The following is an 18,316-nucleotide window of genomic DNA, read 5'->3' on the forward strand; positions in this document are numbered from 1 at the left end:
TCCGATCGAACGGACCCTCACGGGCGCATCGTCCAGCGGCTCCAGCGCCAGGAGTTCGCCCTAGCCCACCAGCACCGGATTCCCCGATTCAGCCGCCGTTTCCGCATCCACCGCAGACAACAGGTTTCCTGATACCTCAACCCAGTTGTGAGGGAGGGTGCAGGTTTGGATGGCGTACTTGTTGATGCTGAGCAGTAGCCACAGGAGTAATCGCCGCCGCCCTCGGCGTGACCGCCAGCTCGGGATCAGCGCAGGCCAGCTGCCAGTTCCTGATGCCCATCGGCGGCGGCGGGGAAGCAGTGGTGGAGAAGCGCATCAGCCCTCCTGGTGAAATCTTCACCCGCAGCAACTGGAACACCGACTTCGCGGTGAATCGATCCTTCGCCAGCTACCGCATCCATCTCCAGTCGGCCTCCAGCGAATAGGGCGTATTCCCGGTGGCGGTATTTCTGCGCTTCAGCGACAACACGGAGTTTCGATTGCTAAGGGAAAACGTCACCCTGCAGCCGGAGCAGAGCCGCAGCTTCGGCCCCTTCCCGGCCGTGCCCGGCCGGCGCACCAACCAGGTGAACGTGCGCGTTGGCTCCACCACCATGCCCGGCTCCATCGGCTTCAGCTATCGCGTGTCCGTGGAGGGCTGCACCTGAGCCAGCCCCGGCACCGCCAGCAGGATCACGCTCAGCCCGGCGCCGAAGTGACCGCTGTAGATCGAGGCCACAAACACCGGCCCCATGGCCGCCAGCTCCAGGCCCACCGCCGTAAGCACCGGAAAGCCGATCAGCGATCCCCCGCCGGCGATCGCGTTCACCAGGCCGGTTGCCACCGCCGCCAGGGCGATCAGCAGCAGGTCGAGGGCGTTGAGGTGGATGGCGGACGGCACCCTCAGCCGCACAGCGCCGGCAGGTTGCGGCGGATCCGCACCCGGTAGGCGCAGTGGGCCGCGCCCAGCGCCTGGATCAGGGCCTCGCGGGCCTCGTGGTGCAGTTCCTCGAGGGATGGGGCGGCAATGCGCAGGACGGGATCGGTGGCCGCGGCCTCCACGTGGCCGGGCCGTTCGGCCAGAACGCGGAACACGACCTCACGCATGCAGATCGATCAGGGAATGGGCCTCCCATCCTTGGCGGGCCGGCATCGCTGCGGGGGTGCCGCCGGATACGGGGAACCGATCCAGGCGGCACGGGCGCCGAAGCGTCAGGCTGGGTTGAGCGGCACCTTTCCGATGGTTGCGGCCCTGCTGATCCTGGTGGTGATCGTGGCCGTGGCCGCGGTGCTGAATCCCCGCCGGGAGGACTTCGCCTGGTTCCTGGCGTTGCGCCGGCCGGCCTGGCTCACCTTCGAGCGCTGGATTCCGTTGATCTGGCTGGCGATCTACGGCTGCTTCTACGCCGCGGCGCTGCTCACGTGGAACGCCAGCGGCAGCTGGGCGCTGATGGCCGGCTATCTGGTCCTGCTGCTGCTGGTGCAGAGCTACACCTGGCAGATCTGCAGCAGCCGCCGGCTGGCCAGGGGCACGGCTGTGGCCTTCATGGGCTGGTTGTGGGGTGTGGCCCTGACGGTGGCGGTGCTGGCGGTGAGCCGGATCGCGGCCCTGCTGCTGGTTCCCTACCTGCTCTGGAGCCCGGTGGGAACCCTGGTGACCTGGCAGATGCAGCGGCTCAACCGCGGCAGGGCCTGAGCACAGCCCGGGACCGGGGATCAGCTGCGAGGGTCACCGCCGCCGGTGCAGGGCCCGCAGGGCGATCCAGCACAGGCCGCCCAGCAGCGCCACCCCGATCACCACTCCCAGGATGCGGGCGAAGGGTTTGAGCAGGTCGGCCACCTGCCCGTAGCCCGCCCCCAGTGCCTGGCCCGCCACCGTGAGCAGCACGATCCAGATCAGGCTGCCGGCGGTGGTCCAGGCCAGGAACAGCGGCTGGGGCATCAGCTCGATGCCGGCAGGCAGCGACACGAAGGTGCGCACGCCTGGAATGATGCGGCCCCAGAACACCACCGCCACGCCATGGCGGTTGAACCAGCGGCGGCTGCGGGCCAGATCCTCCGGCCTCAGGCCGAACCAGCGGCCATGGCGGTGCAGCCAGCGCTCCAGGCGCCGCTCGCTCACCAGCCTGCCGATGCCGTACCAGAACCAGGCCCCCAGCACCGTGCCCAGCAGTCCGGCGAGCACGGCGGGCACCAGCTCCAGCTTCCCCTGCTGGACCAGGAACCCCGCCAGGGGCATCACCACCTCGGAGGGGATCGGCGGCACCACATTCTCCAGCAGCATCACCAGGGCGATGGCGCCGTAGCCCAGCAGGGGGGTGGTCTCGACCGCCGCCTGGATCAGCTGCGGCAGCTGTTCGATGGGCTGGAGCATGGAGGGAATCAGGCCCGCAGGGCGGGGGCATCGGCGCTGGAACGGCGCCACCACAGCCGCAGCAGCTTGTCAGCTTCCGGAACCCCGAAGAACCGCAGGCTCACCCCCACGCCGATCGGCCGGTCCATCGCGGCCAGCTCCGGGGTCACAGCAGAATCGCCGGCGTGGTGAGCAGGAGCGGGCTGGGCGGAGGCGGTGAGCCTTCGGCCGGTGGCGCTGACGTCTGCCGCCACCAGACCCCCCGAATCTCCGCTGCCGGCCCGAGCCCCTGATGCTGCCCTTCCACTGGCTCACCCAGACCGTCGCCTTCGGTCTGGGCATCGCCTTCAGTCCGATCAACATCGCCCTGGTGTCGCTGCTGCTGCTGGGGGCCCGTCCCCTGCGCCGCTGCTGCACCTTCCTCGCCGGCTGGGTGCTGGCCAATGGCGGCGCCCTGGGGCTGGTGGTGGCGGTGGGCGGCCGCCTCAGCTGGGCGGCGCAGCTGGGCAGCCGCGGCCAGATCCTGATGGATCTGATCGGCGCCGGCGCCCTCCTGGGCCTGGGCCTGTTCCAGCTCACCCCGGCGGTGGCCCTGGGGGAGGAGAACTGGGCCATGCAGCTGATGGGCCGGCTGCCGGAGCTGGGCGGCATGCCCCTGCTGGCCCTGGGGGCCGGCTGCGCCCTGGTGAGTCCGGAAAACCTGGTGTTCTACGTGAAGGAGGGCGGCATGCTGCTCACCAGCCACACCGGCCTGCGTGGCGATCTGGAGGTGGGGGCCGTGTTCGTGGCGATCACCACCTCCCTGCTGCTGCCGCCGCTGCTCTGGCTGGCGAGCGGCGAACGGCTGCGCGCCCCGCTCACCCGCCTCAACGACTGGCTGGTGCACCGGGCCGAGTGGCTGGTGGGCGTGTTCGCCCTGGTGCTTGGGATCTACCTGGGCTGGCAGGGCCTGGAGGGCCTGCACCAGCTGAGCGTGCTGGTCTCCTGATCCGGATCGGCCGCCGGGCCGCGGAGCTCAGCCGATCTGGCTCAGGAACTGGCGGCTGCGCTCGTGCCTCGGGCTGGTGAAGAACTGCTCCGGCGGCGCCTCCTCCACCACCACGCCGTCGGCCATCAGCACCACCCGGCTGGCCACCCTGCGGGCGAAGCGCAGCTCGTGGGTCACCACCACCATGGTCATGCCCTCGCGGGCCAGCTCCTGCATCACCTCCAGCACCTCCTGCACCATCTCCGGATCCAGGGCGCTGGTGGGCTCGTCGAAGAGCATCACCCGCGGCTCCATGCAGAGCGATCGGGCGATCGCCACCCGCTGCTGCTGGCCGCCGGAGAGCTGGCCGGGATACTTGCGCGCCTGCTCATGGATGCCCACCCGCTCCAGCAGCTCCAGCGCCTGGCGCTCCACCTCGGCCCGGGCCCGCTTGCGCACCAGCACCGGCGCCAGGGTGAGGTTCTCCAGCACCGTGAGGTGCGGGAAGAGGTTGAACTGCTGGAACACCATCCCCACCTCGCGGCGGATCGCCTCGATCTGGCGCAGGTCGTCGGAGAGGGCGATGCCGTCCACCACGATCGAGCCCTTCTGGAAGTCCTCGAGGGCGTTGAAGGTGCGGATGAAGGTGCTCTTGCCCGAGCCCGAGGGGCCCATGATCACCACCACCTCCCCTTTGTGCACGGTCAGGTCCACACCGCGCAGGGCGTAAAAGCCGTTGGGGTACCACTTCTCGACCCCGCGGGCCTCGATCATCACTCTGGAGGAAGAAGACGTCGTCATGCCTGAGCGGGAGCGGCGGGAGTGGCAGTGGTGGCGTTGGTGCTGGTGTAGGGGTTGAGGCGGGTCTCCAGGGCGCGGCTGCCCAGTCCCAGGGCGGCGCAGCAGCACCAGAACAGCACCGCCAGCACCAGGTACACTTCGGCATTGCGGCCCAGGAAGGCCGGGTTGGCCATCACCGCCCGGGCGGTGCCGAGCAGTTCGAGCAGACCGATCAGCGACAGCAGGGTGGTGTCCTGCAGCAGGCTGATGAACTGCCCCACGGTGGCCGGCAGGGCCACCCGCAGGGCCTGGGGCAGCACCACGTGGATCAGGGCCTGGGGGAAGGGCAGGCCAAGCGTGCGGGCCGCCTCCAGCTGGCCGGCGGGAACGGCCGCCAGACCGGCGCGCACCGCCTCGGCCACGTAGGCGGCGGCGAACAGGGTGAGCACCCAGGCGGCCCGCCACACCCGGTCGGGAGCCATGCCGCCGGGCAGCAGGAAGCCGAGCAGGTTCTGGCCGAGGAACAGCAGCGTGATCAGCGGCGCGCCGCGGATGAATTCGATGTAGAGCACCGAACCCCAGCGCAGCAGCGGCAGCTCGCTGCGGCGGCCCAGGGCCAGCAGGATGCCGAGGGGGAAGCAGAGCAGGATCGCGAAGCTGGCCTGCACCAGGGTGAGCAGCAGGCCGCCCCACTCCGAGGGCCCCACCTGGATCAGGCCGAGGCCGCCGCTGATCAGCACCATCCCCAGCAGGTAGAGCACCGGCCAGAGCAGCGGAATCCAGCGGCGGAGGGCCGGTGGCAGCAGGCGGGCCCAGCGGCCGGCGGCCCAGCGAACGCCCAGCAGCAGGGCCGTGAGCAGCCACCAGCGCAGCTGGATGGCCGGCTGCAGGCCCAGGCCCGCCGGGATCACCAGGGCCAGGGTCGCCAGAGCCAGGGCGGCGAGGCGGTCGTTGAGGGGCCAGGGGCGGCCCAGGCGGCCGCGGTGGGGCAGGCCCCGCAGCAGACCCCAGCTGAGGCCGGTGGCCGCAGCCAGCAGGGCTGTGAGCAGCCAGAGGCGCCACTGCTGCTCCAAGGGATAGCGCCCCACGGCGAACAGGGTGCTGTTGGCCTGGATCACCGCCCACTCGGCCTGCAGGAACGCCCAGCGCAGGAAGGCCGTGGCCGCCGCCAGCAGCAGGGCGATCAGGGCGATCGACACCAGGCCGTCCAACGGCGTGGCGAACAGCTCCCGGCGCAGACGGCGGATCGTCGTGTCCATCAGAGCTCGATCCATCAGCGCTCCTTCAGCTGCACCAGCCCGTTGAGGCCATTCATCAGGGCGGAGATCAGCAGATCCAGCAGCAGGTAGGAGCCCAGCAGGATCAGGATCACCTCCACAGCCCGGCCGGTCTGGTTGAGGGTGGTTTCAGCCACCGAGTAGAGGTCGGTGAAGCCGCAGGCCACGGCCAGGGAGGAGTTCTTGGCCAGGGAGATGTACTGGCTGTTGAGGGCTGGCACGATCACGCGCAGGGCCTGGGGCAGCACGATCCGGCGCAGGGTCATGGCCGGCGTGAAGCCCAGGGAGCGGGCGGCCTCCCACTGGCCGCCGGGCACCGAGGCCACCCCGCCGCGCACCACCTCGGCGATGAAGGCGGCGGTATACACCACCAGGCCGGTGAGCAGGGCGCTGAACTCCACCGTGAGCCGCAGGGGCGCCTGCCACACGCCGTTCACCAGCTCCGGGTTGCCGAGATACAAGCCGGACTTGGCCAGCACCACCCCCGGCAGCTGGATCGCCTCGGCGCCGCCGGGCAGGGCCAGAAACACCACGAAGTACCAGAAGAGAAGCTGCAGCAGCAGTGGAATGTTGCGGATCAGCTCCACGTAGACCCGGGCCAGGCGGCGCAGCAGGCCATTGCCGCTGAAGGACGCCACCCCCACCAGGGTGCCGAGCACCGTCGCCCCCACCAACCCCGCCAGCACCACCCGCAGGGTGTTCACCAGCCCCGCCAGCAGCGCGCGCCAGTAGGGCAGCCCGGCATCGAAGGGCAGCAGGGTCTCCGAGATGTCGAAGCCCGCCGGGTTGTCGAGCCAGCCCCAGCTCAGCAACAGCCCGGCCGCGGTGAGATTGCGCACCAGGTTGCCCAGCAGGAAGGCGATCAGCACCAGCAGCGCCAGGCCCACGCTGCCCTGCACCAGCCAGGGGATCAGGCGGCGGTTGCGCCACCAGGGGGTGACCACCACGGCCATCAGCGGAACGGCGGCGAGTAGATCAGGCCGCCGTCCTTCCACTGGCGGTTGAGGCCGCGCTCGAGCTTGAGCTGTGAGCCCGCGCCCACATTGCGCTCGAAGATCTCGCCGTAGTTGCCCACCGCCTTCACCGCGCGCACCGCGAAGTCGGCCGGCAGGCCCAGGTGCTTGCCGAAGTCACCCTCCACGCCCAGGAAGCGGCGCAGGTCGGCCTGGTTGGTGTCGGCCTTCGCCTGGGCCACCTTGGCGTCCACGGTGGCCTGGGTGATGCCCGACTCCTCCGCCTGCTTCAGGGCGAACACGATCCAGCGCACGGCATCGGCCCAGGCCGGGTCGGCATTGGTGGTGGCCGGCGCCAGGGGCTCCTTGCTGAGCACATCGGGCAGCAGGGCGTGGGCGGTGGGATCGGGGAAGCTGGTGCGCTTGGCCGCCAGCTGGGAGCGGTCGCTGGTGACGGCCGCGCAGCGGCCCTGCAGGTAGGCGGCGTAGGTCTGGTCGCTGGTCTGGAACTTCAGCGGCGTATAGGGAGCCTTGATCTCGCGCATGCGGTCGGCCAGGTTCAGCTCGGTGGTGGTGCCCGTTTCCACGCAGATCGGCTTGCCCGCCAGATCGGCGAGGCTCCTGATCCCACTGGTGGTGGGGGCCATCACCCCCTGGCCGTCGTAGAAGACGGGCGGAGCGAAGCTGAGGCCGTTGCCGCCGGGCGCATCCCGGCTGAGGGTTTTGGTGGTGTTGCGCGACAGCAGATCCACCTCGCCGCTGGCCAGGGCCGCGAAGCGCTCGCTGGAGTTGAGGTCGCGGTATTCGACCTTGGTGGGGTCCCCCAGCACGGCCGCGGCCACGGCCTTGCACACATCCACATCCAGGCCGGTGTAGGAGCCGTCGGGATTCACGAAGCTGAAGCCCGGCAGCTTGCCCTCCACCCCGCAGATCAGCTTGTCGCGGGCCTTGATGGCCGCCATCTTCTGGCTCTGGATGCCGCCGCCGTCGCCGGCGCAACCCACCAGGGCGACGGCGGCCAGCAGCGGGGTCAGCAGGGAAAGCCTGGAACGGGCAACCATCGGATCGCGGTCCTGGGGGAATGTCGGCAAATCTGGGTGTGGAAGCGGCGCGGCGCCGGGAGCGTGTCAGCCAATCCCCATGCCGGTCTGGCGGGATCCCTCACTCCTGGGGGGTGGACCCGCTCTGCGGTTCCTGCGCAGGCTGAGGGCTGGCCGGAGACGGATCCGGGGACTGATTCAGGTCAACGCCGACGGCGCTGCAGGCCGCGATCGGATCCACATCCGGGGCCACGCCCAGGGCCTTGCGCAGGGCGTCCAGCTGCCCCAGTGACTGGATGTCGAGGTTGGCGCCGGCCTGCTCGCAGGCCAGGCGCTGCAGGGCCCGGGGATCGGCAGGACCGCAGGACGCCAGGACCAGGGCTGTGGCCGCCACCCCCAGGGCCCGGAGCGGGGGCTTGAGCGCGGGCATGGGGACGGGGGCGGAAGGATGCGGAACCTTAGGAAAAGCGGCGCTGCTCCCGCCAGGCCAGCATCTGCCAGGCGAGGAACACCATCACGGTGGGCGCCACCACCACCAGCACGAGCAGGCGGAACTCGTCGGAATAGCCCGGGGCCATGTTGAGCAGCAGCTGCTCGACCAGATAGGCGCCATAGAGCAGCACCAGCACCCCTCCTTCCAGGCGGGTGATCACGCCCTTGGTCCAGAAGATCGGCAGGCAGGCGATGGTGGTGAGCACCATGATCGGCAGGTCGCGCTGGATCATCACCGGATCCACCCCCAGGCCCCGGCTGCCGGACACGGTGGCGCAGAGCCCCAGGATCACGAGCTGGTTAAGCAGGTTGCTGCCGATCACGTTGCCGATGGCCAGGTCGGCCCTGCCCCGGTAGGCCGCCACCAGGGAGGTGATCAGCTCCGGCATCGAGGTGCCGGCGGCCACGATCGTGAGGCCGATCACGGTGGTGCTCACGCCCAGGGCCAGGGCCGCCGCCGTGGCGCCCCGCACCAGCAGCTGGGAACCGCCCACCAGCAACAGCAGCCCCGCCGCCAGCTTGATCGAGGCCACCAGGGGGGTGCTGCGCTCCGAGGCCTCGATCTCGTCGGAGGCATCGAGCGCGTCAGCGTCCTCCGGATTTTCCCGGGCGGTGCGCACCTCCCACACGAGGTTCATCACCGTGGCCACCAGCAGGGCAGCGCCCGCCTGCCAGGTGACGCGGCCGCCCGAAGCCATGCCCCACACCGCCATCGACACCCCCAGCAGCAGCGGCACATCGCGCCGCACCAGCCGGCTCTGCACGCGCAGCGGCACGATCAGGGCGCTGAGACCGAGCACCACCAGCACGTTGAAGATGTTGCTGCCCACGACGTTGCTCACCGCCAGGTTGTCGGCCCCGGCGACACCGAGGTTTCCCTGGATCGTGGAGATCAGGCTCACGAACAGCTCCGGCGCGCTGGTGCCCAGGGACACCACCGTGAGACCGATCACGATCTGGGGGATGCCGAGCAGCAGGGACAGCGCCACCGAGCCCGACACGAACAGCTCACCGCCCCCGAAGAGCAGGGCGATGCCCGCCACGATCTGCACAGCACTGACCAGGAAGCCGGACACGAACAGGGCTCGCACAGTCAGGAAATTCTGCAGCCTCGACCCGGTGCCTCTCCCCACGCCCGCTCCAGGGCCCGGGTTGCAGCACATGAAGAGGGTGATGATGGGGAGCTGCCCGCGCGCACCAGCGCACTCCCCGTGCCACACCTGTTCCGCCCCCTGCTCCTTGTGGCCGTCTTGAACGGGGTGACCGTGTGGGGCGAGGCTGTTCAGGCCGCGCCGTTCAGCTTCGACCCGGTGTCGTTCGCCGGGTTCGCCAACGAGACCTTCAAGCGGCAGGGCAAGGGGGTGTTCGTGAAGAACCTGGGCACCTGCCGCCGGGAGGGGAAAGACCGCGCCGGCTACCGCTGCCTCAGCGGCGAGCTGCTGCAGGACGTGCCGGCCAGGAAGGGGCGTGAGTTCTGCAGGCTGGACGCCATCTGGTACGTCCCCTTCAGCAGGACGGTGCAGTTCCGCACGGCGAGCTGTGTGTTCAAGAACGATCAGCAGCGGATGATCGAGGGGGGCCAGCGGCTGCTGCGTCAGGGGCTCGAACAGCTGGAGAACTACGGCAGATAGGCCGGCGGCAAGGCAACGCGCGGCAACGGATCCAGTGCCCTTCCCGGCTCCTTCCGCCCCGGATAGAGGCTGCGTGACTCCACTACCTTCAACCGCAGGGTGCGGCCGAACAGAACCCCTCGGGTGCGCTGGTCCAGCACCTTCAGGGACGGGAGTTCGCCCTCGCCCACCAGCATCAGATTCACCGATCCATCGGCCGTTTCCGCATCCACCGAGAGCAACCGGTATCCGGATCCCCTCACCCAGTCCTCAGCGATGGCATCCGTTCGAACGGCGATCTTGTTGGTGATGATCAGGCGATAGCTGGTGAGCGAGAGGGGAATGGCGATGATCACCAGGGCCAGCAGAGCAACGGTCACGGCCCGGCGTCTCGCCCGTGGATCGCAGGGCGACAGGACGGCTTTGCGGAACCCCATCACCGCGAACACCAGGGCGCCGGTGAGCAGGATGGCGACGTAGTTCGTGCCGAAGAGCAGCAGGCTGCCGGAGGCCAGTCGGGACTCGCCGCAGGCCAACAGGATCCCGGCATTCGCCAGCGGCGGCACCAGGGACACGGCGATCGCCACGCCGGGCAACGTGTCGGACACATCCTTGCGGGCCAGGGCGAAGGCACCGGCCAGGCCCGTCATCAGCGCCGCCATCAGGTCGAGCAGATGGGGAGCGGTGCGGATCGTGATCTGCTGGATCGCATCCGGCTTGATGATCTGGGCGATCGGCAGGGTGAGCAGGAATCCCACCGTCACGGCCGTTGCGATGCCCACGAGGCTGACGATCAACGTTCTGCCGATCCCACTGCGGTCTCCGACGCTCACGCTGAACGCCAGCCCCATGATCGGCAGCATCAGCGGCGCCACGATCATCGCCCCGATCACCACGGCCACCGAATCGCCCAGCAGTCCGTAGGTGGCGATGCAGGACGCCAGCACCAACAGAACAATGAATCGGAAGAATTTCGGCCATAGGCCCGGCCCGTCAAAGACCAGCGTGTCGCGCACCCGTTCAACGTCATCGCTCATCACGGGTCCGCCGTGCAGGAACTCCGCGAACGATCCGGAAGTCAATGCTCTGGCTGTGGATGATCTGGCCGCGGATGATCTGGCCATGGCTGATGAGAGCCGCCTCCAGGCGGATCATGGGGGCCAAGCCTAGGAATCGGCGGGACTGCCGCAATCCGATCCGCTCCGTTGCCGGTATCCCCGGCATGGTTCCCCACTCAGCCATGGCCGCCGCCGATCCGGACCCGCCGCCACAGCCCGACGATCTGGCCGGCCTCTATGACGCCTACAGCCCCGCCGTCTACCGCCTGGCGCTGCGGCTCTGCCGCGACAGCGCCGCAGCGGAGGATCTGGTGCAGGACGTGTTCCTGCGCTACTGGCGCCAGGGGCGCTACGACGCCAGCCGCGGGCCGGTGCTCGCCTACCTGCTGCTGCTCACCCGCTCGATGGCGATCAACCGCCTCAGCCAGCAGCGCAACCGCTGGCAGCTGCTGCAGCGCTGGTCGACCCAGCTGCTGGGCGGCCCTGCCCGCAGCGCCCACGACTGGGCCGAGCTGGGCGATCTGGCCGAGCGCATGCGCAGCGCCCTGGCCGGCATCCACCCCAACCAGCGCCAGGTGCTGGAACTGGCCTACTACGAGGGCATGAGCCAGTCGGCGATCGCCGAACACCTGCAGATCCCCCTGGGCACCGTGAAGACCCGCTCCCGCCAGGGCCTGCTGGCCCTGCGCGGCCAGCTGCTGGATTTCGCCTCCAGCTCCCTCGAAGCCCTCGCCATCTCCCCCTCTCCCGCCGATCGCCATGGCCGCCCCTGATCCCCACCGCCCCGAACCCAACCGACCGGATCCCCGCATCGATGAACTGCTGGCCGGCCACGTGCTCGGCGACCTCGATGAAGACGAGCGGCGGCAACTGCGGGAGGCCCTCGCCGGCGACCCTCGGCTGCAGCGCCAGCTCGATGAACTGCGGCTCACCCTGGAGCTGCTGCCGATGGCCCTGCCCGATGCCGCGCCCCCGCCCGCCCGGCTGCGCCGGCGGTTGCTGCGCACCGAACAGAGCCGCCGCCAGCCGCAGGCCGAGGAGCAGACGCGGCGCCGGCCGCTGCGGCCCGCCCAGCTCGGCATGGCCGCGATGGCCTGCGCCCTGGTGGCGCTGGGCATCCAGGTGGTGCTGCTGCGCGGGGAGATGGCCAGCCTGCGGCAGGCTCCCCCGCCGGCGACAACCAGCCGCACCCTGGCGCTGCGCGGCACCGCAGGACATGCCGGAATCTCCGGCGAAGTGGTGGTGAACCCGGGCCAGGATCACAACCTGCTGCTGGTGCGCGGGCTGCCGCCGGCGCCGCCCACCCATGTCTACCGCCTGTGGGCGAACGTGAACGGCAGAACGAAGGGCTGTGTGCGCTTCGTGCCCGATGCCGACGGCAGCGTGGCGATGCCGATCCCCACCCAGCCCTCCAGCGAGGCCGAGAGCCTCACCATCACCCTCGAGCCCCTCCGCCCCGATGACAGCGAACCTTCCGGCGCCCAGCTGCTCACCAGCGTGTGAACCCAGCGGCGGTTCGGAGCCCGCCCCGGCGGCGTTCCCGGCCCTGCGCCGTGGCCGGCCCGCCACCCTGCAGGTGAACCTGGGCTACCGCTGCAACCAGAGCTGCAGCCACTGCCACGTGAACGCTGGCCCCAGCCGCACCGAGATGATGGACGCGGCCACCCTCGCCCTGGTGCCTGCCGTGCTGCGGGCGCGTGGGATGGGCACGCTCGATGTCACCGGCGGGGCCCCGGAGCTGCATCCCGGCTTCCGTGAGCTCGTGGTCGCGGCGCGACAGCTGGGGGTGACCGTGATCGACCGCTGCAACCTCACCATCCTCAGCGAACCGGGCCAGGAGGACCTGGCCGACTTCCTCGCAGATCAGGGCGTGACCGTGGTGGCCTCGCTGCCCTGCTACAGCGCCGCCAACGTCGACCAGCAGCGCGGCGACGGCGTGTTCGCCCGCAGCATCGCCGGTCTGCGCCGCCTCAACGCCCTCGGCTACGGGGCCGAGGGCTCAGGCCTGGAGCTGGATCTGGTGTACAACCCCCAGGGCCCGAGCCTGCCGCCGCCCCAGGCGGCGCTGGAGGCCGACTACCGCCGCGAGCTGGCCGCCCACTTCGGCATCCGCTTCAACCGGCTGTACACGATCACCAACATGCCCATCCAGCGGTTCGCGGCCGTGCTGCGCCAGCAGGGCCGGCTGGAGAGCTACATGGAGCTGCTGCGCGCCAGCCACAACCCCGCCAACCTGGATCAGGTGATGTGCCGCTCCACCATCAGCGTGGACTGGCGGGGCTTGCTCTACGACTGCGACTTCAACCAGATGCTCGCGCTGCCGATGCCCGGTCCCTGGCGCCACCTGCGGGAGCTGCTGGAGCACGACCCCACGGAGGAGCCGATCGCCGTGGCCGAACACTGTTTCGGCTGCACCGCCGGTGCCGGCTCCAGCTGCGGCGGCGCGCTCAGCGGCTCTGGCGGTTGAGATCCCAGTTGTAGGGGAGGTAACTGAGGCGGTACCCGCCCCCCAGCAGCAGCTGCCTCTCCCCGGCGGGGCGGTGGCGAGCGATGAACTGCAGCACGGCGCTGTCCTTTTCGTGGCCCGGCACGGGGGTGGCATCGGGGTTGGCCCGCGGCCAGTCCTCGCCGAACCACTGGAAGATCTGGGAGATGGCCACCTCTCCGGCGGCCGGGTCGATCCGCAGACCCACGGGGCTGGCCAGCCAGCGCTTGGTCTGGTCCTCCAGCTGCCGCTCCAGCTCCGCGCCCGTGTAGGCCTCGCGGCGCAGCGGCGGGCAGCTGATGGCGGCACACACCAGGGCCGCGTGGATGCGGGGCTCGTTGTACTCCTTGCGCAGGATCTGGTGCTCGATCCCATCGAGGGTGAGGCGCTGGCCCATCAGCGGGTGGCGGCGCAGTTTCCATACCCCGGGAATGGCCTTGATGCTCGGCCGGATCGGATCGTGATCGATGATCGAGCGCAGGGTGAGGGCGTTGTAGGCGTTGATCAGCAGGGCGATCTGCTCGGCCTCGGACCAGGAGGCGAAGCGTTCGGGGGGGAGGTCGGCGAGAGTCTGGAGGTAGCGATCGAGCCGGGCCGGGTCGCGCTGCAGGGCTTCGTAGTCGACCATGCCACCGTCATCCACCACCCGCTCCAGCACGGCGTTGAAATCGGCTGGATCCAGGGGTGGCTGTGGGGCCTGGGTCGCCGCCGGGGTGGCGCTGGTGATGCGGGCCAGTAAGGCCTCCGGACCGCGGTTGCAGCCCGCGGCGCCGAGCAGCAGCACGCCGCAGATCAGGACCAGCAGGGAACGGTGGCGGGCAGGGAGCATGGGGTGAGGGCCGGTGGCGGATGCGGGGTTTACCGCTGAACCGCCGGATCGGTTCGCGCCCGGCGCTGCAGCACGCCGCTCAGCAGCAACCCCAGCAGCAGCGGCAGCCACAGCAGCAGGCGCTCGGCGGTGGTGAGCTGCCAGTCCGGCAGCCGTGAAGGGAGCACGAAGTACACGAAGGCCGAGAGGCTCACCAGCCGCGCCCCCCAGTTCTGGCTGGGCACGGCGAAGGGCATCAGCCAGATGAAGTACCAGCCGTGCACCACCGGCGAGAGCAGCAGCATCGCCAGCAGATAGCGCCAGGCGAACACCCCCAGCCGCACGGTGGTGGCCAGCAGCACCACCAGCACCAGCAGCAGCAGCAACCCGTGCACGGCGTTGATCCGCAGGGTCCAGGGCCAGAGCTGGCCGATCCAGTGGGGCAGCCACTCGGCGCTGCGGCCGTAGCGCATGAATGAGGAGCCGGTGGGCAGCAGCGGGCAGGCCGGCCCACGGCAGAAGGCCAGGGCCCCCAGCAGCAGCGGCGCCAGCCCCAGCAGCATGGTGCTGAGCACGGGCCCGGCCCGCTGCAACTGCCGCCAGCGGTTCCAGGCGCGATGCGCCAGCAGCGGCAGGGTGATCCACTTCAGGGCCACGCTCAGGCCCAGCAGCAGGTCGATGCAGGCCTGGATCCGGGCGCCCCGGGGCGGGGGGTCGCGCTCGGCCAGCAGCCAGCCCGCCACCAGCGGCAGCAGGAACCAGCTGTCGTAGTGGCCGCCGCCGCTGATGCCGTAGATCACCAGCGGATTCCAGCCATGGAGGGCCGCGCGGGTCGCGCCGAAGCGGGCGGCGAGCAGAGCGCAGATGCCCAGGTCGGCAACCAGGAAGGACGCCTTGAACAGCAGCACCTGCTGGGCGACGGCGGCATGCAGCCGGAAGAGCAGCTGGGCCAGGGGCGGGTAGATCGCCGTGGTGCCCGGATGGTTGATCTGCATCCACCAGGGCGTGCGCAGCGCCTCCAGGGCCGGGGCATCGGGGGGCAGGTGATAGGGGCTGAACCCCTGCAGCTGGATGCCTCCCTCCCAGAGGTAGCGCCAGATGTCATCGCCGGGATCCATGGGCAGCAGCGCCAGCCGCGCCGGCACCGCCACGGCCCAGAACAGGCCCCGGGGGATGGCGGGCAGGGTCCAGGAGAGGGCGAAGCCCAGCCCCATCACCGCCGCCGCCCCCCAGAACGGCAGCAGCTGGGCAGGGTCGAACAGATCGCCGTGGGGAGCCATCAGCACCGCCCCGCCGATCAGCAGCAGGGCGCTGACCGCCGGCCGCAGGCCAGCCGCCGCCCGGCGCCAGCACGACCGGGCAGGAGGTTGCCGTTGAACGGGCTCGTGCATCATCCGCGCCATTGCCGCAGCCACAACCGGCCGAGGGTGGTGAGGATCACGCTCCCGGCCCGCACGCTGGCGCCCCAGCGACCGGAGATCTTCGAATCACCGCCCAGGCGCGGGCGGTGGGCGACGGGAATCTCGCGGATGCGCAGCCCCAGCTCGATCGCGCGCACCTGCATCTCCAGGGTCCAGCCGTAGCCGCGGTCGCGCATCCCCATGGCCTCGAAGGCCGCCCGGCGCACCAGCCGCAGGGGCCCCAGATCGCGGTAGCGGAATCCCCAGCCCAGGGCGATCAGCCCTGTGGCCAGCCGGTTTCCCCAGCGCTGCAGAGGTGTCAGCGCCGCCCGTCCGGCAGCGGTGGCGGTGCGGTCGCCCAGCAGCAGGTCGTGGTCGCCGAGCACTTCCAGGAAGCGGGGCAGCTGCTCGAGCGGATCGCCGCCGTCGCCATCGCAGAACAGCAGCCAGCGCACCGCCGGATCGAGGTTGCTGCAGCCCCGCCAGCAGGCCCGCCCGTAGCCGGGGCGCGGTTCGCTGAGCACCTCCGCCCCCAGCCGCCGGGCGATGGCGGCACTGCGGTCGCTGCTGCCGTTGTCCACCACCCGGATGCGGCGCAGGCCCTGGCCCTGCAGCTGATCGATCACATGGGCGAGGGTGTGTTCCTCATCCCGCACCGGGATCACCACCTGAATGCTGTCCAGCAGGGCCAGGGTGGCGCCTCCCGGAGGGTGATCCGGTTGCGAGTGATCCGTGGTCATGGCCGATCGCGAGTTGCGCGCGGATTGCCAGTGCCGGAAGGGCGCCAGATGACGATCGCGAGTGATGGCAATACCCGCCAGCAAGGCTGCTGGTTTTCAGCTCGCCGGCAGGGAATCCGTGGCGAGGCTTCACGGGTACCAGCGGGAACGACCCTGTTGCATGGCCTCACCCCTGTCTGAACCTACCGGCCGGCCCGCCCGCTGGCGTCAGCTGCTGCTCATCGCCGCCATCACCCTGGTGGTGGCCCTGTTCTTCGGGTTGGGCCTGCACCGCCAGCTCACCCTGGAGGGGCTTCAGCGCGCCCACAGCGCCCTGCTGGAGCGGCGGGCGCAATCGCCCCTGCCGGTGGCTGCCGCCTACATGGCGATCTACGTGCTGGTCACGGCCCTGTCGCTGCCGGGGGCCGCGGTGCTCACCCTGGCCGGCGGGGCGATCTTCGGACTGGGGCTGGGCACGCTGCTGGTGTCGTTCGCCTCCAGCCTGGGCGCCCTGCTGGCCTTCCTGGTGGCCCGCACCCTGCTGCGCGATCTGGTGCGGCGCCGCTTCGGCCGCCAGTTGGCGCCGATCGAGGCGGGCGTGGCGCGCGACGGGGTGCTCTATCTGCTCAGCCTGCGGCTGGCACCGGTGTTCCCCTTCTTTCTGGTGAACCTGCTGATGGCGCTCACGCCGATGCGCGCCGCCAGCTTCTACCTCACCAGCCAGCTCGGCATGCTGCCCGGCACGCTGGTGTATGTGAACGCCGGCACCCAGCTGGCCCAGCTGCGCGGCCTGGGTGGCATCCTCAGCCCGCCGCTGCTGGGCTCGCTGCTGCTGCTGGCCCTGTTCCCCTGGCTGGCGAAGGCGGCCACGCGCCGCTGGCAGACCTGGCGGCTCTACCGACCCTGGCGGCGGCCCCGACGGTTCGACCGCAACCTGATCGTGATCGGCGCCGGCGCGGCGGGGCTGGTGACCTCGTACATCGCTGCCACGGTGAAGGCGCGGGTGACGCTGGTGGAGCGCGCCGCGATGGGCGGCGACTGCCTCAACACCGGCTGCGTGCCCAGCAAGGCCCTAATCAGCTCGGCGCGGCTGGCGGCCCGCATGCGCCGGGCCGACCGCTACGGCCTCGAGCCGGTGGAGCCGCGCCTCAGCGTGCGCCAGGTGTTCGCGCGGGTGGCCGCCAAGGTGGAGGCGATCGCGCCCCACGACAGCGTCGAGCGCTACGAGGGCCTGGGGGTGGAGGTGCTGCGCGGCCAGGCCCGCCTGCTCGATCCCTGGACCGTGGCGATCCAAGACCCCGAGGGGCAGGAGCGGAAGCTCACGGCGCCCTCGATCGTGCTCGCCACCGGCGCCGAGCCGGTGGTGCCCGACTGGCCGGGGATCGATGCCGTGCCCCTGCTCACCAGCGAAACCGTATGGAGCTGGCTGGGCAGCTGCGCCCTGGAGCGGCCCCGGCTGGCGGTGCTGGGGGGCGGGCCGATCGGCTGCGAACTGGCCCAGGCCCTCGCCCAGCTGGGCCTGCCGATCACCCAGATCCAGCGCAGCGAACGCCTGCTCAAGAAGGAGGACGCCGACGCGGCCGCCGAGGTGCAGCGGGCCCTGGAGGCCGACGGCGTGACCCTGCTGATGGGGGCAACGGTGCTCGGCTTCGAGCGGGAGTCCGGCCCCCAGGGGGCGGTGACGGTGCGGGTGCGGCAGGGGGAGCAGGAGCGGGCCATTGCTTGCGATGCCGTGCTCTGCGCCCTCGGCCGCCGCGCCCGGCTCACGGGCTACGGCCTCGAGGAGCTGGGCATCCCCACCGGCGCCACGGTCACCACCAACGCCTTCCTGCAGACCAACTACCCGAACATCTACGCCGCCGGCGATGTGGCCGGACCGTTCCAGTTCATCCACACCGCCGCCCACCAGGCCTGGTATGCGGCAGTGAATGCCCTGTTCGGCAACCTGCGCGCCTTCAAGGTCGACGACCGCGTGATTCCCCGCACCACCTTCACCGAACCGCAGGTGGCCACCGTGGGGCTCACCGAAGCCGAGGCCAGGGCGCAGGGGGTGGCGGTGGACGTGACACGGTTCCCCCTGCACGACCTGGATCGCGCCATCGTGGAAAGCGCCGAGCAGGGTTTCGTGAAGGTGCTCACCCAGCCCGGCGGCGACCGCATCCTGGGCGCCACGATCGTGGGCGAGCACGCCGGCGAGCTGCTGGCCGAGATCGTGCTGGCGATGAAGTGGGGCCTTGGGTTGGGCAGGATCTTCGCCACGATTCACGCCTACCCCACCTTAGCGGAGGCCAACAAATACGCCGCCGGCGTCTGGAAGAAGCAGCGCGTGCCCCACCACCTGATGCCCTGGCTGCGCCGCTACCACGCCTGGCGGCGACGCGGCTGAGCCCCCCGC

Annotated in this window: 24 protein-coding genes; 9 read left to right on the forward strand and 15 right to left on the reverse strand. The window is 70.6% G+C overall.

What is annotated here, in order from left to right; all coding sequences use genetic code 11:
• Positions 1-227 precede the first annotated feature (227 nt).
• On the forward strand, positions 228-425 hold the full coding sequence (locus KBY90_RS07505; RefSeq protein ID WP_254967907.1) for a hypothetical protein: 198 nt from the start codon (positions 228-230) through the stop codon (positions 423-425).
• Positions 426-437: 12 nt separating this feature from the next.
• Positions 438-647 carry a hypothetical protein gene (locus KBY90_RS07510; RefSeq protein WP_254967908.1) on the forward strand — a complete coding sequence of 70 codons (210 nt, stop codon included), beginning with the start codon at positions 438-440 and terminating at the stop codon, positions 645-647.
• Here KBY90_RS07510 and KBY90_RS07515 read toward each other — a convergent pair.
• A complete protein-coding gene (locus KBY90_RS07515; RefSeq protein ID WP_254967909.1) occupies positions 617-880 on the reverse strand; it encodes a hypothetical protein in 264 nt (87 codons plus the stop codon). The genes KBY90_RS07510 and KBY90_RS07515 overlap by 31 nt on opposite strands.
• A 2-nt stretch (positions 881-882) precedes the next feature.
• A complete protein-coding gene (locus KBY90_RS07520) occupies positions 883-1,086 on the reverse strand; it encodes a hypothetical protein (protein WP_254967910.1) in 204 nt (67 codons plus the stop codon).
• 133 nt (positions 1,087-1,219) lie between these two features.
• Here KBY90_RS07520 and KBY90_RS07525 point away from each other — a divergent pair, with 133 nt between their 5' ends.
• The gene (locus tag KBY90_RS07525) at positions 1,220-1,675 is read left to right on the forward strand and encodes a TspO/MBR family protein (RefSeq protein ID WP_254967911.1); all 456 of its coding nucleotides are present in this window, start codon (positions 1,220-1,222) and stop codon (positions 1,673-1,675) included.
• Between the two features lie 33 nt (positions 1,676-1,708).
• On the opposite strand, the gene KBY90_RS07530 is transcribed toward KBY90_RS07525, so the two are convergent.
• Positions 1,709-2,353 (reverse strand): DedA family protein, encoded by a 645-nt coding sequence (locus KBY90_RS07530; RefSeq protein WP_254967912.1) that lies wholly within the window; start codon positions 2,351-2,353, stop codon positions 1,709-1,711.
• Between the two features lie 8 nt (positions 2,354-2,361).
• Positions 2,362-2,586, reverse strand: a complete 225-nt coding sequence (locus KBY90_RS07535) for a hypothetical protein (RefSeq protein ID WP_254967914.1) — start codon at positions 2,584-2,586, stop codon at positions 2,362-2,364.
• 38 nt (positions 2,587-2,624) lie between these two features.
• Here KBY90_RS07535 and KBY90_RS07540 point away from each other — a divergent pair, with 38 nt between their 5' ends.
• Complete coding sequence (locus KBY90_RS07540; RefSeq protein ID WP_254967915.1) at positions 2,625-3,320, forward strand: GAP family protein; 696 nt, start codon at positions 2,625-2,627, stop codon at positions 3,318-3,320.
• 27 nt (positions 3,321-3,347) lie between these two features.
• Here KBY90_RS07540 and KBY90_RS07545 read toward each other — a convergent pair whose 3' ends face one another.
• The 6 genes from KBY90_RS07545 to KBY90_RS07570 form a co-directional block, all read right to left on the reverse strand.
• Positions 3,348-4,073 carry an amino acid ABC transporter ATP-binding protein gene (locus tag KBY90_RS07545; protein ID WP_254967917.1) on the reverse strand — a complete coding sequence of 242 codons (726 nt, stop codon included), beginning with the start codon at positions 4,071-4,073 and terminating at the stop codon, positions 3,348-3,350.
• 23 nt (positions 4,074-4,096) lie between these two features.
• The gene (locus KBY90_RS07550) at positions 4,097-5,353 is read right to left on the reverse strand and encodes an amino acid ABC transporter permease (RefSeq protein WP_254967918.1); all 1,257 of its coding nucleotides are present in this window, start codon (positions 5,351-5,353) and stop codon (positions 4,097-4,099) included.
• Positions 5,353-6,309 carry an ABC transporter permease subunit gene (locus KBY90_RS07555; protein WP_254967919.1) on the reverse strand — a complete coding sequence of 319 codons (957 nt, stop codon included), beginning with the start codon at positions 6,307-6,309 and terminating at the stop codon, positions 5,353-5,355. Before KBY90_RS07555 ends, KBY90_RS07550 begins: the two co-directional genes overlap by 1 nt.
• Positions 6,309-7,370 (reverse strand): amino acid ABC transporter substrate-binding protein, encoded by a 1,062-nt coding sequence (locus tag KBY90_RS07560; protein WP_254967921.1) that lies wholly within the window; start codon positions 7,368-7,370, stop codon positions 6,309-6,311. Before KBY90_RS07560 ends, KBY90_RS07555 begins: the two co-directional genes overlap by 1 nt.
• Positions 7,371-7,470: 100 nt before the next feature.
• Positions 7,471-7,779, reverse strand: coding sequence for a hypothetical protein (locus KBY90_RS07565; protein WP_254967922.1), 309 nt, complete (start codon positions 7,777-7,779; stop codon positions 7,471-7,473).
• Positions 7,780-7,807: 28 nt separating this feature from the next.
• Positions 7,808-8,917 (reverse strand): calcium/sodium antiporter, encoded by a 1,110-nt coding sequence (locus KBY90_RS07570; protein ID WP_254967923.1) that lies wholly within the window; start codon positions 8,915-8,917, stop codon positions 7,808-7,810.
• 165 nt (positions 8,918-9,082) lie between these two features.
• Here KBY90_RS07570 and KBY90_RS07575 point away from each other — a divergent pair, with 165 nt between their 5' ends.
• Positions 9,083-9,472: a hypothetical protein gene (locus KBY90_RS07575; protein ID WP_254967924.1), complete on the forward strand. Its 390-nt coding sequence runs from the start codon at positions 9,083-9,085 to the stop codon at positions 9,470-9,472.
• Here the strand turns inward: KBY90_RS07575 and KBY90_RS07580 are convergent.
• Together KBY90_RS07580 and KBY90_RS07585 are read right to left on the reverse strand one after the other, a co-directional pair.
• Positions 9,460-10,488 carry a DUF389 domain-containing protein gene (locus KBY90_RS07580; protein ID WP_254967925.1) on the reverse strand — a complete coding sequence of 343 codons (1,029 nt, stop codon included), beginning with the start codon at positions 10,486-10,488 and terminating at the stop codon, positions 9,460-9,462. The genes KBY90_RS07575 and KBY90_RS07580 overlap by 13 nt on opposite strands.
• Positions 10,478-10,606: a hypothetical protein gene (locus tag KBY90_RS07585; protein ID WP_254967926.1), complete on the reverse strand. Its 129-nt coding sequence runs from the start codon at positions 10,604-10,606 to the stop codon at positions 10,478-10,480. The genes KBY90_RS07580 and KBY90_RS07585 overlap by 11 nt, the downstream gene beginning before the upstream one ends.
• Before the next feature lie 67 nt (positions 10,607-10,673).
• Here KBY90_RS07585 and KBY90_RS07590 point away from each other — a divergent pair, with 67 nt between their 5' ends.
• Genes KBY90_RS07590 through arsS form a run of 3 tightly spaced genes read left to right on the forward strand, consistent with a single transcriptional unit; the run spans position 10,674 to position 12,976 of the window.
• The gene (locus KBY90_RS07590) at positions 10,674-11,282 is read left to right on the forward strand and encodes a sigma-70 family RNA polymerase sigma factor (protein ID WP_254967927.1); all 609 of its coding nucleotides are present in this window, start codon (positions 10,674-10,676) and stop codon (positions 11,280-11,282) included.
• Positions 11,269-12,012: an anti-sigma factor gene (locus KBY90_RS07595; protein ID WP_254967929.1), complete on the forward strand. Its 744-nt coding sequence runs from the start codon at positions 11,269-11,271 to the stop codon at positions 12,010-12,012. The genes KBY90_RS07590 and KBY90_RS07595 overlap by 14 nt, the downstream gene beginning before the upstream one ends.
• The gene (arsS, locus tag KBY90_RS07600) at positions 11,969-12,976 is read left to right on the forward strand and encodes an arsenosugar biosynthesis radical SAM (seleno)protein ArsS (RefSeq protein WP_254967930.1); all 1,008 of its coding nucleotides are present in this window, start codon (positions 11,969-11,971) and stop codon (positions 12,974-12,976) included. The genes KBY90_RS07595 and arsS overlap by 44 nt, the downstream gene beginning before the upstream one ends.
• Here arsS and KBY90_RS07605 read toward each other — a convergent pair.
• From KBY90_RS07605 to KBY90_RS07615, 3 genes are read right to left on the reverse strand one after another with little or no spacing between them, the layout of a single operon-like run.
• Positions 12,957-13,823, reverse strand: a complete 867-nt coding sequence (locus KBY90_RS07605; RefSeq protein WP_254967932.1) for a DUF547 domain-containing protein — start codon at positions 13,821-13,823, stop codon at positions 12,957-12,959. The two genes, arsS and KBY90_RS07605, sit on opposite strands and share 20 nt — an antisense overlap.
• A 29-nt stretch (positions 13,824-13,852) precedes the next feature.
• Entirely contained in the window at positions 13,853-15,193 is a 1,341-nt protein-coding gene (locus tag KBY90_RS07610) for a hypothetical protein (RefSeq protein WP_254967933.1), read from the reverse strand.
• Complete coding sequence (locus KBY90_RS07615; protein ID WP_254967934.1) at positions 15,193-15,942, reverse strand: glycosyltransferase family 2 protein; 750 nt, start codon at positions 15,940-15,942, stop codon at positions 15,193-15,195. Before KBY90_RS07615 ends, KBY90_RS07610 begins: the two co-directional genes overlap by 1 nt.
• 160 nt (positions 15,943-16,102) lie before the next feature.
• Here KBY90_RS07615 and KBY90_RS07620 point away from each other — a divergent pair, with 160 nt between their 5' ends.
• Positions 16,103-18,307, forward strand: coding sequence for an FAD-dependent oxidoreductase (locus KBY90_RS07620; protein ID WP_254967936.1), 2,205 nt, complete (start codon positions 16,103-16,105; stop codon positions 18,305-18,307).
• The last annotated feature ends 9 nt before the right edge of the window (positions 18,308-18,316 follow it).

This window comes from Cyanobium sp. CH-040 (assembly GCF_024346135.1).
In the GTDB taxonomy this organism is placed as follows: Bacteria; Cyanobacteriota; Cyanobacteriia; order PCC-6307; family Cyanobiaceae; genus NIES-981.

What these genes read in the sequence shown, in the direction of transcription:
- KBY90_RS07520 (WP_254967910.1), bottom strand. Translation starts at nt 1,086, where the DNA reads ATGCGTGAGGTCGTGTTCCGCGTTCTGGCCGAACGGCCCGGCCACGTG.
- KBY90_RS07525 (WP_254967911.1), top strand. Translation starts at nt 1,220, where the DNA reads ATGGTTGCGGCCCTGCTGATCCTGGTGGTGATCGTGGCCGTGGCCGCG.
- KBY90_RS07530 (WP_254967912.1), bottom strand. Translation starts at nt 2,353, where the DNA reads ATGCTCCAGCCCATCGAACAGCTGCCGCAGCTGATCCAGGCGGCGGTC.
- KBY90_RS07540 (WP_254967915.1), top strand. Translation starts at nt 2,625, where the DNA reads ATGCTGCCCTTCCACTGGCTCACCCAGACCGTCGCCTTCGGTCTGGGC.
- KBY90_RS07545 (WP_254967917.1), bottom strand. Translation starts at nt 4,073, where the DNA reads ATGATCGAGGCCCGCGGGGTCGAGAAGTGGTACCCCAACGGCTTTTAC.
- KBY90_RS07550 (WP_254967918.1), bottom strand. Translation starts at nt 5,353, where the DNA reads ATGGATCGAGCTCTGATGGACACGACGATCCGCCGTCTGCGCCGGGAG.
- KBY90_RS07555 (WP_254967919.1), bottom strand. Translation starts at nt 6,309, where the DNA reads ATGGCCGTGGTGGTCACCCCCTGGTGGCGCAACCGCCGCCTGATCCCC.
- KBY90_RS07560 (WP_254967921.1), bottom strand. Translation starts at nt 7,370, where the DNA reads ATGGTTGCCCGTTCCAGGCTTTCCCTGCTGACCCCGCTGCTGGCCGCC.
- KBY90_RS07565 (WP_254967922.1), bottom strand. Translation starts at nt 7,779, where the DNA reads ATGCCCGCGCTCAAGCCCCCGCTCCGGGCCCTGGGGGTGGCGGCCACA.
- KBY90_RS07580 (WP_254967925.1), bottom strand. Translation starts at nt 10,488, where the DNA reads ATGAGCGATGACGTTGAACGGGTGCGCGACACGCTGGTCTTTGACGGG.
- KBY90_RS07585 (WP_254967926.1), bottom strand. Translation starts at nt 10,606, where the DNA reads ATGATCCGCCTGGAGGCGGCTCTCATCAGCCATGGCCAGATCATCCGC.
- KBY90_RS07590 (WP_254967927.1), top strand. Translation starts at nt 10,674, where the DNA reads ATGGTTCCCCACTCAGCCATGGCCGCCGCCGATCCGGACCCGCCGCCA.
- KBY90_RS07595 (WP_254967929.1), top strand. Translation starts at nt 11,269, where the DNA reads ATGGCCGCCCCTGATCCCCACCGCCCCGAACCCAACCGACCGGATCCC.
- arsS (WP_254967930.1), top strand. Translation starts at nt 11,969, where the DNA reads ATGACAGCGAACCTTCCGGCGCCCAGCTGCTCACCAGCGTGTGAACCC.
- KBY90_RS07605 (WP_254967932.1), bottom strand. Translation starts at nt 13,823, where the DNA reads ATGCTCCCTGCCCGCCACCGTTCCCTGCTGGTCCTGATCTGCGGCGTG.
- KBY90_RS07610 (WP_254967933.1), bottom strand. Translation starts at nt 15,193, where the DNA reads ATGCACGAGCCCGTTCAACGGCAACCTCCTGCCCGGTCGTGCTGGCGC.
- KBY90_RS07615 (WP_254967934.1), bottom strand. Translation starts at nt 15,942, where the DNA reads ATGACCACGGATCACTCGCAACCGGATCACCCTCCGGGAGGCGCCACC.
- KBY90_RS07620 (WP_254967936.1), top strand. Translation starts at nt 16,103, where the DNA reads ATGGCCTCACCCCTGTCTGAACCTACCGGCCGGCCCGCCCGCTGGCGT.